This is a genomic window from Streptomyces sp. NPDC050703 (genome assembly GCF_040654435.1).
GTDB lineage: Bacteria > Actinomycetota > Actinomycetes > Streptomycetales > Streptomycetaceae > Streptomyces.
In genome coordinates this window covers 36598-51074 of sequence record NZ_JBFAHX010000027.1, presented here as the reverse complement: position 1 = coordinate 51074, position 14477 = coordinate 36598, and the positions used below count along the sequence as shown (strand labels likewise).

Below are 14477 nucleotides of genomic sequence, written 5' to 3'. Positions count from 1 at the left end.
CGCTCCCCAGGTTCTTGCAGCGCCCCGCCCCCGCCCATGGGCCGGTCGGCCTTCCGGCCGGGCCACTCGGTACCGGGCGTCGCACCCCCGGGTGCGGCCCGGACGGGAGACCCGAGGGCGGAGTAGGGCCGACCGGCCCTGGCCGTCCGGCCGGGGAACACGGAAAATTCGCGGTGGACAGGACCGGTCGCGCCCGCGGGGCGCCCGGTGCGGCATTCGTAGGGCGTGGAACGAGGAGTATCCGATGGCGGACGGCGAGCGGCCAGGACCCGAGGACCCGATCCGGGTCTTCCTGCTGGACGACCACGAGGTGGTGCGGCGCGGGGTGCGCGACCTGCTGGACGACGAGCCGGACATCACGGTGGTCGGTGAGGCGGGCACCGTCGGGCAGGCCCTCGTCCGCGTGCCCGCGCTGCGTCCGCGGGTGGCGGTGCTCGACGTGCGGCTGCCCGACGGCGACGGGGTGACCGTGTGCCGGGAGCTGCGCTCGCGCATGCCGGAGCTGTCCTGCCTGATGCTGACCTCGTTCGACGACGAGGAGGCACTGCTCGACTCGATCATGGCGGGCGCCTCCGGGTACGTGCTCAAGCAGATCCAGGGCTCCGACCTGGTGTCGGCCGTGCGCACGGTCGCCGCGGGCCAGTCCCTCCTCGACCCCAGCGCCACCGCCCGGCTGATGGCCCGCCTGCGGCAGGCCGAGGAGCCGGAGCCCGAACCCGACGCCCTGCCGGGCCTGACCGAGCGGGAGCGGGAGATCCTGGCCCTCATCGGCGAAGGACTGACCAACCGTCAGATCGGGCAGCGGCTCTACCTCGCCGAGAAGACGGTGAAGAACCACATCTCGCGGCTGCTGGCCAAGCTCGGCGTGGAGCGCCGCATCCAGGCCGCCGTCATCGCGACCCGGGCCCAGGACCGGCTGACGTAGGAAGACGCCGGCCGGCCGGTACGGTACGCCGCCGGTAGACCAGGTAGGGGCGGACGAGATAGCCGACAGGGGCGCTCCACACGTGGACGAGGCGGGTGAACGGCCAGGCGGCGAAGAGGAGGCAGGCGCTCACGGCGTGCAGCCGGAACAGCAGCGGGGCGCCGGAGACGGCCTCGGGCCGCGGCTGGAGGGCGAACAGGCCGCGGAACCACACGGAGACGGTGGAGCGGTAGTCGTAGCCCGGGCCGAAGACGTTGTGCGCGGCGGTGGCGGCGATGCCGAGCAGGACGGTGGCGGCGAGCAGGGGGAAGAGCAGTTTGTCGCTGCGGTCGGTGGCGAGCCGGATCGACCGGGTCAGCAGCCTGCGGGCGCACAGCATGCCGAGCCCCGCGACCATGGCGGCACCCGCCACCGAGCCCGCCCACACGGCCGTGGTGTGGTAGGCGTGCTCGCCGATGCCGGCGGCCTCCGTCCACGAGCCGGGGACGGCGAGGCCCACCACGTGCCCGGCGATCACCATGAAGGCGCCGACGTGGAACAGCGGGCCGCCGAAGCGCAGCCAGCGGTGTTCCAGGAGCTGGCTGGTGCGGGAGGTCCAGCCGAACTGGTCCTGCCGGTAGCGCCAGACGTGCCCGACCACGGACACGGCGAGGCAGACGTAGGGGACGGCGACCCACAGCAGCAGGTCCGCGCCGCTCGTGGACGCGGCGGCCAGGGGGGCGGGTACGGCGTTCATCGGGGGCCTTCCGTACGGCTGGTCGGAGCGGGTGGCACACAGGCAGGCGCGGCGGGCGCCGGGGGCACGAAGGCGCTCGGCGGCGCGAACCCGCCGCCCCCGTACGTCCCGTAGGGGTCGAGGCCGACCTCCTCGTCCGGCGGGCCCTCGGCGACGAGCCGGGCCACCTCCGCGCGGTCGGCCTCGGAGGGCGGCGGCAGCAGGGTGAGCAGCGCGGCCAGGACGTGCCGGTACGGGGACCCGTCGTCGGTCAGCGCCCGGTGGATCAGCGCGATCCCGCGCCGGTGCCGCCGCAGGGGCGCCTCGCCGCGCCCCGGGCCCGCGAGGGCGGCGAACTCCAGGACGACCGGGAGATGGTCGGGCAGCTCACCGCCGTCCGTGTCCCAGCCCGCGGCCCGGTACCGCCGGCTCAGGGTGAGCAGGGCCATGCCCCGGCGGCGGGTGTCGCCGTGCAGGTAGTAGGTGAGGTGGAGACCGCTCCTGCGGCGCAGGTCGAACATCTCGACGTAGTGCCGCTCCAGCGCCTCGGCGTCCTGTGCGGCGAACCACGCGGTGAACCGGGCCAGGCGCTCCGCCGCGGGGGTGGCCGGGAGGGCCTCCACCGCGGCCGTCAACTCCGCCCGGCCCGCGCACAGTGCCTTGTCGGGGTACTGCAGGAACAGTGAGACGAGGCGCAGCGTCAGGGCCCGGTCCGCCGTCTCCTCGGGCGTGTGCCGGGCCGGGCGGCGTACGGCCGCGCGGACACGGGCGCGGACGAGGGCGGGAATGGTGGCGGGCAGCGGGCTCATGGACGGCCTCCGGCAGGGGTGTCGCGGCGCAGGACGGGGATGCCGAGCAGGGTCGTGCGCGGTCCGGGGGCGCCGGAGGACCCGACCGGGCAGCCGCCCTCCATGGCGGTCGGCGCCGCGGCGTCCTCCTTGTGCGCGGCGGGCACGACGTACCGGTCGGCGTACTTGGCGACGGCGAGCAGCCGGTGCAGGTCCCGCGCCTCCCGGGGGGTCAGGCCGACGGCCCCGAGCACGGATTCGTCGCCCTCCCCGCCGAGGGCGCGCCCGCGCATGTACGAGCGCAGCGCGGTGAGCTTCATCAGCACACCGGCGACGGCGCTTGCGTCCCCGGCGGTGAACAGCTCCGCCAGGTACTCCAGCGGGATGCGCAGCCGGGTGACGGCGGCGAAGACGTGGTCGGGGTCGTCCTGGTCGCCGCCCGCCGCGTCGACGGCGTCCAGGACGGGGGAGAGCGGCGGCACGTACCAGACCATCGGCAGGGTGCGGTACTCCGGGTGCAGCGGCAGCGCCACCTTGTGGCGCGCGACCAGGTCGTACACGGGGGAGCGGCGGGCGGCGTCCAGCCAGTCGTCGGGGATGCCCGACGCGCGGGCCGCCGCGCGCACCGCCGGGTCGCGCGGGTCGAGGAACACCCCGCGCTGGGCGTCCAGGAGGTCCTTGTCGTCCGGGGTGGCGGCGGCCTCGCCCACCCGGTCGGCGTCGTACAGGAGCAGACCGAGGTAGCGCAGCCGGCCCACGCAGGTCTCCGAGCAGACGGTGGGCTGCCCCGCCTCGACGCGCGGGAAGCAGAACGTGCACTTCTCGGCCTTGCCGGTGGCGTGGTTGACGTACACCTTCTTGTACGGGCACGCCGTGACGCACATCCGCCAGCCCCGGCAGCGGCCCTGGTCGACCAGGACGATGCCGTCCTCGACGCGCTTGTACATCGCGCCGGACGGGCAGGCGGACACGCAGGCCGGGTTGAGGCAGTGCTCGCACAGGCGGGGCAGGTGGAAGAGGAAGGTCTGCTCGAACTCGAACCTGACCTTCTCCGCCCAGGCCCCGGAGAGGTTCGGGTCGCCGCCCGCGTTCTCGGGGGCGCCTCCCAGGCCGTCCTCCCAGTTGGCGCCCCAGGTGATGGCCGTCGGCTTCCCGGTCAGGACGGAGCGGGGGCGGGCGACGGGCATGTCGTCCCCCGCCGGGGCGCCGGCCAGGTTGTCGTAGTCGTAGGTGACCGGTTCGTAGTAGTCCTCGATGGCGGGCAGGTCGGGGTTGGAGAAGAGCGAGAGCAGCCGCCTGACCCGGCCGCCGGAGCGCAGGACGAGACGTCCGCGCTCGTCGAGCGTCCAGCCGCCCTTCCACTGCTCCTGGTCCTCGTAGCGGCGGGGGTAGCCGACGCCGGGCTTGGTCTCGACGTTGTTGAACCAGGCGTACTCGACGCCGGTGCGGTTGGTCCACGTCTGCTTGCAGGTGACCGAGCAGGTGTGGCAGCCGATGCACTTGTCGAGGTTCATCACCATCGCCACTTGGGCCATCACGCGCATGTCAGTACTCCACATCCTGCGAGCGGCGGCGGATGACGGTGGTCTCGTCACGCTGGTTGCCGGTCGGGCCGTAGTAGTTGAAGGCGTAGGTGAACTGGGCGTAGCCGCCCGCGAGGTGGGTGGGTTTGAGCAGCAGGCGGGTCAGGGAGTTGTGGATGCCGCCGCGCTTCCCGCTGATCTCGGTCCTCGGCACGTTCACGTTGCGGTCCTGCGCGTGGTGCATGTACACCGTGCCCTCGGGCATCCGGTGGCTGACCACGGCCCGCGCGGCGACGACGCCGTTGCGGTTGTACGCCTCGACCCACTCGTTGTCGGCGACGCCGATCTTCCCGGCGTCCGCGGGGGACATCCAGATGGTGGGGCCGCCGCGGGACAGGTCGAGCATGTACTTGTTGTCCTGGTAGTTGGAGTGGATGGACCACTTCGAGTGCGGAGTCAGATAGCGGACGGTGACCTCGGCGCGCCCCTCGTCGCGCAGGTGCTCGTCGCCGTGGTGCCGGAGCGCGTTCAACGGCGGCCGGTAGACGGGGAGCTGCTCGCCGAGTTCGGTCATCCAGTCGTGCTGGACGAAGAAGTGCTGGCGGCCCGTGAGGGTGTGCCAGGGCTTCTTGTGCTCGGTGTTGATGACGAAGGGCGAGTAGCGGCGCCCGCCCGTCTCCGAGCCCGACCACTCGTAGGAGGTGATGACGGGGCGGGGCTGGGTGCGCGTGTCGGCGAACGTGATGCGTTCCGCCTCGCGCTCGGCGGCGAGCGCCACCAGGCCCTCGCTGCCGGTCTGCCGCTCCAGCTCCCTGAAGCCCTCGGTGGCCAGGCGTCCGTTGGTGGTGCCGGACAGGGCGAGGATCGCCTCGCACATGTGGGACGCGGTGGCGAGCGAGGGCCGCCCGGCGGCGACGCCGTCCCTGACGGTGCCGTTGCGGTGCCGGAGGTCGTCGATCTCCCGGTCCGGGTGGACGGTGACGCCCTTGGTGGTGGTGCCCAGGGTGTCGAGGAGCGGGCCGACGGCGCGCATCTTCTGCGCCACCGCCGCGTAGTCCCGCTCGACGACCACCAGCTTCGGCATGGTCCGCCCGGGGACGGGCTCGCACTCGCCGGCCTTCCAGTCCCGTACGGCACCGCCCGGCTGGGCGAGTTCGTCGGGGGTGTCGTGCAGCAGCGGTACGGCGAGGACGTCGGTGCGGCTGCCGAGGTGGCCGGCGGCCAGCTCACTGAACTTGTCGGCGAGGGTCAGGAACGTGTCGTAGTCGGTGCGGGCCTGCCAGGGCGGCGCGATGGCCGGGGTGAAGGCGTGCACGAAGGGGTGCATGTCCGTGGAGGACAGGTCGTCCTTCTCGTACCAGGTCGCGGCCGGCAGGACGACGTCGGAGAGCAGACCGGTGGAGGTCATCCGGAAGTCCATGGTGACCAGCAGGTCGAGCTTGCCCTCGGGCGCCTCCTCCCGCCACACCACGTCCTTCGGCCGCTGCCCGGGCGGGGTCTCGGCGGAGCGGACCGCCGCGTCCGTGCCGAGCAGATGGCGCAGGAAGTACTCGTTGCCCTTGCCGGAGGAGCCGAGCAGGTTGGCCCGCCACACGGTCAGCACGCGCGGGAAGTTGGCCGGGTCGTCGGGGTCCTCGGCGGCGAACCGCAGCCGCCCGGACCGCAGCTCGTCGACGATGTGCTCGGCGACCGGCCGGCCCGCCGCCGCGGCCTCGTCCGCGAGGTCGAGGGGGTTGCGGTTGAAGCCGGGATGACCCGGCGTCCAGCCGAGCCGCACGGCCTGCGCCAGGCAGTCGGCGAACCCCTTGCCCCGGAACCGCCCCTCCCCGAGCGGCGAGGCCAGCTCGTCGGGGCCGAACGCCTCGTACCGCCACTGGTCGGTGTTCAGGTACCAGTACGAGGTGCCCGCCATGTGCCGGGTGGGCCGCTGCCAGTCGAAGGCGAACGACAGGTGCTGTTGCCCGGTGACCGGGCGGACCTTCTCCTGGCCCACGTAGTGCGCCCAGCCGCCGCCGTTGACGCCCTGGCAGCCGGTCATGGTGGTCAGCGCGAGGAAGGCGCGGTAGATGGTGTCGGAGTGGAACCAGTGGTTGGTGCCGGCCCCCATCGCGATCATGGAGCGGCCGTTGGTGCGCTCGGCGTTGCGGGCGAACTCGCGCGCGATCCTGGCCGCCTGCACGGCGGGCACCGAGGTGATCGTCTCCTGCCAGGCCGGGGTGCAGGGCTCGGCCGCGTCCTCGTACGACGAGGGCCAGGTGCCCGGCAGGCCGGGGCGCCGCACCCCGTACTGGGCGAGCAGCAGGTCGAAGACGGTGGTGACGAGACGGCCGCCCACCCGGCGGACCGGCACGCCGCGCAGCATCACCGAGCCGCCCTCGGTGGGCCCCTCGTCGAAGCGGGGCAGGGCGACGGCCGCGGTGTCCTCGGCCGACTCCAGGAGGCTCAACGCGGGCACGACGGCCCCGAGGTCGAGGTTCCAGCGGCCCTGTTCCCGCTGCGCCCAGCGGAAGCCGAGCGAACCGTTGGGCACGACGTACTCTCCGGTGGCGCCGTCGAGGACGACCGTTCTGGACGCGGCGTGCTCCTCGTCACGGCCCAGGTCGGCGGCGGTCAGGAAGCCGTCGGGGACGAGCCCGCGGCCGTGCTCGCGCAGGGCCACCAGGAACGGCGCGTCGGTGAACCGCCGCAGGTAGTCCCGGAAGTAGGGCACCTCACGGTCGACGAGGAACTCCCGCAGGATCACGTGCCCCATGGCCATCGCCAGCGCGCCGTCCGTGCCGGGATGCGGGGCCAGCCACTCGTCGGCGTGCTTGACGTTGTCTGCGTAGTCGGGGCTGACCGCGACGACCTTGGTGCCGTTGTAGCGGGCCTCGGTCAGGAAGTGCGCGTCCGGCGTGCGGGTGACGGGGATGTTGGAGCCCCACATGACCAGGTACCCGGCGTTCCACCAGTCCGCGGCCTCCGGCACGTCGGTCTGGTCGCCGAAGACCTGCGGGGAGGCGACCGGCAGGTCGGCGTACCAGTCGTAGAAGGAGAGCAGCGTGCCCCCGATCAGCGACATGAAGCGGGCACCGGCCGCGAAGGACGCCATCGACATCGCGGGGATCGGTGAGAAGCCGGCGGCGCGGTTGGGACCGTACTCCTTGATGGTGTGCACATGGGCCGCGGCGATCAGCTCGGACACCTCGTCCCAGTCGGCGCGCACCAGGCCGCCCTTGCCGCGCGCCCGCTTGTACGCGCGGGCCTTCGCCGGGTCGGAGGTGATCTCGGCCCAGGCCGCGACCGGGTCGCCGAGCCGCCCGCGGGCCTCGCGCCACAGCTTCAGCAACGCGCCCCGCACGTACGGGTGGCGGACCCGGCCGGGCGAGTAGGTGTACCAGGAGAACGACGCGCCCCGTGGGCAGCCGCGCGGCTCGTACTCGGGGCAGTCGGCGCCGATCGAGGGGTAGTCGGTGGCCTGGTGCTCCCAGGTGATGAGGCCGTCCTTGACGTACACCATCCACGAGCAGGAACCGGTGCAGTTCACGCCGTGCGTGGAGCGCACCACCTTGTCGTGCGCCCACCGCTTCCGGTAGAAGCCCTCCCACTCCGGGTCACCCTCGCCGAACACGGCGCGTCCGTCGGCCGACACCTCACGGCGCGTCAGCAGCCTGCGCGCCGCCAGCGGCCAGCCCGCGCCGGCGGGCGGTGCCTGACGCCGTGCGCTCTGATCGTTCTCCATGGTGGTGAACGCTAGGAGCCGCGGGGCGCGGGCACCCGGGGCCGGTGGTCCCTGCCGGACGGCTTTCCGGCCCCGTTCCGCGGGCCGGAGCCGGGACCCGCCCGGCCCGCCGCGAGGGGCCGGTCAACCCTCCCCGGAAGCGGGCCGGGCGCGGAGGGTTGTCCGGTACGAGGCGCAGCCCGCAAAGGAGCCGATATGCAGACCCGGGAAGTCGACGCCACAGCCGTTCAGGCCCTGCTCGCGGCGGCCGTGGCGGCACCGTCGATCCACAACACCCAGCCCTGGCGGTTCCGCCTCGACCCCGAAAGCCGCTCCATCGTGGTCCGCATCGACCGGGAGCGGTCCCTGCCGGGGGCCGACCCGGAGGGCCGCGCCCAGCACCTGTCGGTGGGCGCGGCCGTCTTCAACCTCCGTATGGCCGCCGCCCACCTGGGCTGGAACCCCGTCGTACGGCTGCTCCCCGCCACGGACGGCTCCGAGCCGCCGGCCACCGTGCGGCTGACACCCGCGCCCCCGTCCGACGGACGGCCGACCATGGACGACGGCCTGTACGAGGCCATCGGGCGGCGCCACACCAGCCGGATGCCGTTCACGGGCCGCCCGGTCGCGGAGCAGGTCGTGGCGGAGCTGATCGGCGCCGCCCGCGTCGAGGGCGCGCACCTGGACGTCCCCGACATCATGGGGACCCGCCGCCTGCTGCGCCTGACCCGCGCGGCCGAGGACCGCAACGCGCGCCACCCGGGCCGCGCGGCCGAGACCCGCGCGTGGATCACCGCCCCGGGCGCGGACAGCCCCTACGGCATCCCCCTGCCGGCCCTGGGCCCACGGGACGCGTCCGGGCGGCTGCCGGTGCGGGACTTCACCGGCGCGCCGTCCGTGCCGCGCCTGCCTCCCCTGCCCTTCGAACGCCACGCCCAGGTGGCCCTCCTGTGGACCGCGCGCGACCGGCGGCAGGACTGGCTGCGGGCGGGGCAGGCCCTGGAGCGCGTGCTGCTCACGGCCACTCGGCGCGGGGTGCGCACCTCGATGCTGCACCAGGCGATGGAGTGGCGGGACCTGCGGGCGGCGATGGCCGGGCCGAGGCGCGGACGCTGCCCGCAGATGCTGATCCGCTTCGGTTACGGCCCGGAGGGCGGCAGGACACCCCGAGCGATCCCCTGAGCTCCCGCCCGGTCACCATCTCGGACTCGATCCGTACGAACGCCGCGTCATGCAGCGGCATCCAGGAGCCGGGACCGGTCCGCGCCAGGCGTTCGTGCTCGGCGGGGTCGGTCACCACGGTGGCCCGGCCGGTCACGACCACGCTCCAGCCGGAGCGGGCCACCGTGTCGAACTCGTCCGCCTCGAAGGCCACCACGACGCCGTCGACGGCGTCCACGAGGTCCGAGTCCGGCGAGGTGCACAGCAGCACGGAGGCGTCCGTGTCCAGGGAGAAGTTGACGGGGAGCACCGCGGGCAGCGCCTGCCGCGTGTACACCACGCGGCCGACCGGCACCTCGGCCAGCAGGCGCAGGCACTCCTGCCGGTCGAGTGCGCGAAAGGCGTCGTTCTGGGACATCAGGCCATGGTCCACGCGGACGCGGCACGGGGCCAGGGGCCGACCGGCCCTCCCTCCGCGGACGAAACCCTGGAACCCGCACTACACGCAGACCCCACAGACCCCGTAGACACCACAGACCCCGTAGACCCCACAGACCCCGTAGACCCCACAGACCCCGTAGACCCCACAGACCCCGTAGACCCCACAGAACTTGCGGAACTTACAGAAGAGGACGGGCAACATGGTCCAGTCGTCGTTGCAGTCGAGGAGCGGGAGCGCGCCGTCGGGCACTCCGGTGCCGCGCCGGGCCTGGCTGATGCTGGCCCTGGCCACGGTCGGCTTCGCCGTGAACTTCTGGGCCTGGGCGCTGCTGAGCCCCTTGGGCCCGCGGTTCAAGGACGGCCTCGGCCTGTCGTCGTTCGAGCAGTCGTTGCTGGTGGCGGTGCCGGTCGTGGTCGGCTCCCTGGGACGCGTCCCGGTGGGCGCGCTGACGGACAGGTTCGGCGGCCGGATCATGTTCCCGATCGTGTCGGCGGCCACCATCGTGCCGGTGCTCCACCTCGGCCAGGCCGGGCACTCCTCCCTCGCCGCGCTGCTGGCCGGCGGGTTCTTCCTCGGCATCGGCGGCACCGCCTTCGCCATCGGCGTGCCCTTCGTCACCGCCTGGTTCCCGCCCGAGCGGCGCGGCCTCGCCATCGGCGTCTTCGGCGCCGGCATGGGCGGCACCGCCATCAGCGCCCTGACCACCGTGAAGCTGGTCGACGCGCACAGCATGGGGACGCCGTTCCTGATCACCGCCGGGGTCCTCGCCGTGTACGCGGTGACCGCCGCGACGCTGCTGCGCGACGCCCCCGGCTGCGCCGTGCCGACCGGGTCGATGGGGCGCCGCCTGGCCGCCACGCTCCGTCTCGGCATCACCTGGCAGGCTTCGGCGCTGTACGCGGTGGCCTTCGGCGGTTACGTGGCCTTCTCCGTCTACCTGCCCACCTACCTCAAGACCGGCTACGGCCTCACGCAGGCGGACGCCGCGAACCGCATGGCCGGGTTCGTGCTGCTCGCGGTCGCGATGCGCCCGGCCGGCGGCTGGCTCTCGGACCGCGTGGGCCCGGTCCGGGTCCTCGCCGGGTCGCTGGCCGTGGTGGCGGCCGGTGCGGCCGTGCAGTCGTTCACCCCGGCCCTCGCGCCGACGGGCACCGTCGCCTTCCTGGCCCTGGCCGCCGCGCTCGGCGCGGGCAGCGGGGCCGTCTTCGCCCTGGTGGCCCGGGTGTGCCCGGCGGACCAGGTCGGCTCGGTCACCGGCGTGGTCGGTGCCGCGGGCGGCCTGGGCGGCTTCCTGCCGCCGCTGGTGATGGGCTCGCTGTACGGCGCGTACGGCTCCTACGCGGCCGGTCTCGCGCTCCTCGCGCTCGTGGCCGCCGCGGCGCTCGTCCTCACCCTGACCGGGGTCCGCGCCGCGGCCTGACTCAGGCCCCGTCCCGCGCGGGGAGCGGCACCGTCCACTCCACGACGGTGCCGGCGGGCCCGTTCGGCCCGACGGTGAAGGTGCCCCCGAGGTCGGTGGCGCGGCGGCGCAGGTTCTCCAGGCCGCTGCGCCGGTCGGTGGCCGGATCGATGCCGGTGCCGTTGTCGGCGACGCGCAGCCGCAGCCTGCTGCCGTCCGTCTCCGCGGTGACCTCGACGGCGGTGGCGCGCGCGTGCCGGGCGGCGTTCGACAGCGCCTCGCGCACCACCGCGAGCAGCTGGCCGCCGTGCTCGGCGGGCACATCGGTGTCGAGCAGGCCGGTCATGCGCAGGGCGGGAGCGAAACCGAGTACGGCGGCGGCCCGGTCGGTCTCGGCCAGCAGCTTCGCGCGCAGCCCGCCGCGCCCGTCGGAGCGGTCACGCTCGCGCAGGGCGTAGATCGTGGCCCGCACGGTCTTGATGGTGTCGTCGAGGTCGTCGACGACCCGCTGGACGCGCTCGGTCACCTCGGGGCGGTCGGCCACCCTGCCCAGCACCGAGTTCAGGGTCAGCCCCGAGGCGAAGAGGCGTTGGATGGCCAGGTCGTGCAGGTCGCGGGCGATGCGGTCGCGGTCGGTGAGGACCAGCAACTGGTCGGCCTCGCGCCGGTGCTCGGCGATCTCCAGGGCCAGCGCGGCCTGGTCGGCGAAGCCGCTGATCATCGCCATGGTGGTCTCCGAGAACTCCGCGCCGCCGGGGAGGTTGGCGACCTGGAGGACCCCGCGGACGTGCTCGCCGCCGCCCAGGGGGAGCAGGAAGCCGGGCCCGAGGCCGGCCGGCGCCGCGGAGCCGCCCCCCGCCCGCGGTTCGTCGGAGAGCGAACCGCTGGTGATCCGCTGGTTGGAGCGGTAGACGTCCGCGGCCGGCGAGGTGGCAGGCAGCACGAGGCCGTGGACCCGCTCGGCGCCCGCACCGTCGGCGGCCTCGACCACCAGCTCGTCGCCGCCGTCGAACGGCACCGCCAGCGTCACCAGGTCCGCCCCCGACAGGGCCTTGACGGTCGAGGCGATCTTGCGGAGCACCTGGGCCGGGTCGGTGCCCGACAGCAGGCTCCGGGTCAGGTCGCTGCTCGCGGCCAGCCACCGCTCCCGGCGGCGGGAGTCCTCGTACAGGCGGGCGTTGTCGATCGCGACGCCGGCCGCCGCGGCGAGCGTGCGCAGCACCGCCTCGTCGTCCTCGTCGAACTCCGCGCCGCCCTGCTTGTCGGTCAGGTACAGGTTGCCGAAGACCTGGTCGCGCACGCGCACGGGCGCCCCGAGGAACGTGGTCATCGGCGGATGCCCGGCGGGGAAGCCCACCGAGTCGGGATGGCGGCCCAGGTCGGTCAGGCGCAGCGGCTCCGGTTCGCGGACCAGCAGCCCGAGGATGCCCTTGCCCTCGGGGTAGTGGCCGAGCGCGTGGATGGTGTCCTCGTCCATGCCGACCGTGATGAACTGCCGGATCTTCCCTTCGTCGCCGAGCACGCCGAGGGCCCCGTACCGGGCGTCGACCAGCGTGACGGCGGACTCGGTGATCCGGCGCAGCACCACGTCGAGATCCAGGTCCGTGCCGATGGAGAGGACCGCGTCGAGGAGCGTGTGCACCCGGTCCCGGGTCGCGCGGACCTGCTCCACCTGCGCCTGCAGCCCCTCCAGCAGCTCGTCCAGCCGCAACTGGGGTGCCGCAGGACCGCCCTTCCGCCCCCGCGCCGGACTCTCCGCCACTCCCGCTCCCTCCGACAAGGTGCCTCCGGCACCCGCACCCCCTCATCATGCCTGAACGGCCTCCGCGTACTCGAACGCGTGTGTTGTATCCGGTCGTTCGGTACGGCCCCGGCCCTCCCCGAGATCCGTTCCGAGCGCCTATCATCCGGCCGACGTCCGCAGACAGCGAGGTAAGAGGCACTGTGTTCACGACGCGACCGACCCTCCAGGGCACCTTCGGCATGGTGTCGTCCACCCACTGGCTCGCCTCGCAGTCCGCGATGGCCGTCCTGGAGGACGGGGGCAACGCCTTCGATGCCGCCGTCGCCGCGGGGTTCGTCCTGCACGTGGTCGAGCCGCACCTCAACGGGCCCGCGGGCGAGGTGCCGATCATCCTCGCGCCGGCCGGCGGCGACGTCCGCGTGCTCTGCGGCCAGGGCCCCGCGCCCGCCGGGGCCACCCCGGCCCACTACCGCTCGCTCGGCCTCGACCTCGTGCCCGGCACCGGGCCGCTCGCCGCCGCCGTGCCCGGGGCGTTCGACGCGTGGATGGTGCTGCTGCGCGACCACGGCACGAAGCCGCTCGCCGACGTCCTCACGTACGCCATCGGATACGCGGAGGACGGGCACCCGCCGGTGGAGCGGGTCACCGAGACCGTCGAGACGGTACGGGAACTCTTCGCGACCGAGTGGCCCTCCTCGGCCGAGGTGTACCTCCGGGGCGGCGAGCCGCCGCGCCCCGGTGAGCCGCTGCGCAACCCGGCGCTCGCGGCGACGTGGCGGCGGCTGCTCGCGGAGGCGGAGGCGGCGGCGCGGGCCGGGGCAGGGGCGGGGGAGCGCGTCGCGGTGATCGAGGCCGCGCGGGAGGTGTGGCGCACGGGGTTCATCGCCGAGGCCCTGGTCCGGCAGGCCGGGGTGCCGGCCATGGACACCAGCGGGTCGCGCCACGCGGGGACGCTGTCGGCGGCGGACCTGCGGGGCTGGTCCGCCTCGTACGAGGACCCGGTCACCTACGACTGGAACGGCTGGACGCTGTGCAAGGCGGGGCCCTGGAGCCAGGGGCCCGCGTTCCTGCAGCAGCTCGCGCTGCTGCCGGACGTCGCGGAGCTTCCGGCGTACGGGTCGGCGGAGTACGTCCACCTGCTGGTGGAGGGGTGCAAACTGGCCATGGCCGACCGGGAGGCCTGGTACGGGGACGCGGGGGACGGCGGAGTCCCCGTGGACGAGCTGCTGTCGGCGGAGTACAACGCGGGGCGCAGGAAGCTGATCGGGGACACGGCCTCGTACGCACTGCGGCCGGGGGCGCCCGGCGGACGCCCGCCGCGGCTGTCCGCGCACGCCCTCGCGGTGGCGGCCGGCGACGGGGCGGCCGCGGCCACCGCCGCCTTCGGGGGCGGGGAGCCGACCGTGGCCGGGGACGGCGGGACGCGGGGCGACACCTGCCACGTCGACGTCGTCGACCGCTGGGGGAACATGCTCTCCGCCACGCCGAGCGGCGGCTGGCTCCAGTCCAACCCCGTCGTGCCCGAGCTGGGGTTCCCGCTGGGCACGCGGCTCCAGATGGCCTGGCTCGACGAGGGCCTGCCGAACTCCCTGGCCCCGGGCCGGCGGCCGCGCACCACCCTGACCCCGTCGCTCGCCCTGCGGGACGGCGTCCCCGTCATGGCCTTCGGTTCGCCCGGGGGCGACCAGCAGGACCAGTGGCAGGTCCACTTCTTCCTCGGGGTGGCGCTGCGCGACCCCGTGCGGGGCGGCCCCGACCTCCAGGGCGCGATCGACGCCCCCGCCTGGCACACGGACAGCTTCCCCGGCTCCTTCCACCCCCGTGGCATGCGGCCCGGCAGCGTGACGGTGGAGTCGAGGACGCCTCCGGAGGTCGTGGCGGAGCTGCGGCGCCGCGGACACGACGTCCTGGTGGGCGGCCCGTGGTCGGAGGGCAGGCTGTGCGCGGTGGCGCGCGACCCCCGCAGCGGGGTCCTCTCGGCGGCGGCGAACGCGCGCGGGATGCAGGGGTACGCGGTGGGGCGGTGAGCGCGGCGCGCGGGGCCCCGGCCCGGCGGGGGCGGAGCCAGGGGTTCCCCCGG

Annotated in this window: 9 protein-coding genes and 1 pseudogene; 4 read left to right on the top strand and 6 right to left on the bottom strand. The window is 74.3% G+C overall.

All coding sequences use genetic code 11. The features are described from left to right. Nucleotides 1-244 precede the first annotated feature (244 nt). Nucleotides 245-925, top strand: a complete 681-nt coding sequence (locus tag AB0I16_RS23700) for a response regulator transcription factor (protein WP_363251502.1) — start codon at nt 245-247, stop codon at nt 923-925. Here the strand turns inward: AB0I16_RS23700 and narI are convergent. The 4 genes from narI to AB0I16_RS23680 are packed head-to-tail and all read right to left on the bottom strand — an operon-like array spanning nt 891 to nt 7672. After that, the gene (gene narI, locus AB0I16_RS23695; protein WP_363251501.1) at nt 891-1661 is read right to left on the bottom strand and encodes a respiratory nitrate reductase subunit gamma; all 771 of its coding nucleotides are present in this window, start codon (nt 1659-1661) and stop codon (nt 891-893) included. The genes AB0I16_RS23700 and narI overlap by 35 nt on opposite strands. Further along, on the bottom strand, nt 1658-2449 hold the full coding sequence (narJ, locus tag AB0I16_RS23690; RefSeq protein WP_363251500.1) for a nitrate reductase molybdenum cofactor assembly chaperone: 792 nt from the start codon (nt 2447-2449) through the stop codon (nt 1658-1660). Before narJ ends, narI begins: the two co-directional genes overlap by 4 nt. Continuing rightward, a complete protein-coding gene (gene narH, locus AB0I16_RS23685) occupies nt 2446-3972 on the bottom strand; it encodes a nitrate reductase subunit beta (protein ID WP_363251499.1) in 1527 nt (508 codons plus the stop codon). Before narH ends, narJ begins: the two co-directional genes overlap by 4 nt. Nucleotide 3973: 1 nt before the next feature. Continuing rightward, nucleotides 3974-7672, bottom strand: a complete 3699-nt coding sequence (locus tag AB0I16_RS23680) for a nitrate reductase subunit alpha (RefSeq protein WP_363251498.1) — start codon at nt 7670-7672, stop codon at nt 3974-3976. 195 nt (nt 7673-7867) lie between these two features. On the opposite strand from AB0I16_RS23680, the gene AB0I16_RS23675 reads away from it, so the two are divergent. After that, the gene (locus AB0I16_RS23675; protein ID WP_363251497.1) at nt 7868-8833 is read left to right on the top strand and encodes a nitroreductase family protein; all 966 of its coding nucleotides are present in this window, start codon (nt 7868-7870) and stop codon (nt 8831-8833) included. On the opposite strand, the pseudogene AB0I16_RS23670 reads toward AB0I16_RS23675, so the two are convergent. Continuing rightward, nucleotides 8823-9230: pseudogene (locus AB0I16_RS23670) on the bottom strand (pyridoxamine 5'-phosphate oxidase family protein); the annotation flags it as partial. The gene AB0I16_RS23675 and the pseudogene AB0I16_RS23670 overlap by 11 nt on opposite strands. Before the next feature lie 298 nt (nt 9231-9528). On the opposite strand from AB0I16_RS23670, the gene AB0I16_RS23665 reads away from it, so the two are divergent. Then, entirely contained in the window at nt 9529-10674 is a 1146-nt protein-coding gene (locus AB0I16_RS23665; RefSeq protein WP_363251566.1) for an MFS transporter, read from the top strand. A gap of 1 nt (nt 10675) precedes the next feature. Here the strand turns inward: AB0I16_RS23665 and AB0I16_RS23660 are convergent, their stop codons facing one another. Then, nucleotides 10676-12364: a GAF domain-containing sensor histidine kinase gene (locus AB0I16_RS23660; RefSeq protein WP_363251565.1), complete on the bottom strand. Its 1689-nt coding sequence runs from the start codon at nt 12362-12364 to the stop codon at nt 10676-10678. Nucleotides 12365-12597: 233 nt separating this feature from the next. Between AB0I16_RS23660 and AB0I16_RS23655 the strand changes: the two genes are divergently transcribed. Next, a complete protein-coding gene (locus tag AB0I16_RS23655) occupies nt 12598-14424 on the top strand; it encodes a gamma-glutamyltransferase (protein ID WP_363251495.1) in 1827 nt (608 codons plus the stop codon). The last annotated feature ends 53 nt before the right edge of the window (nt 14425-14477 follow it).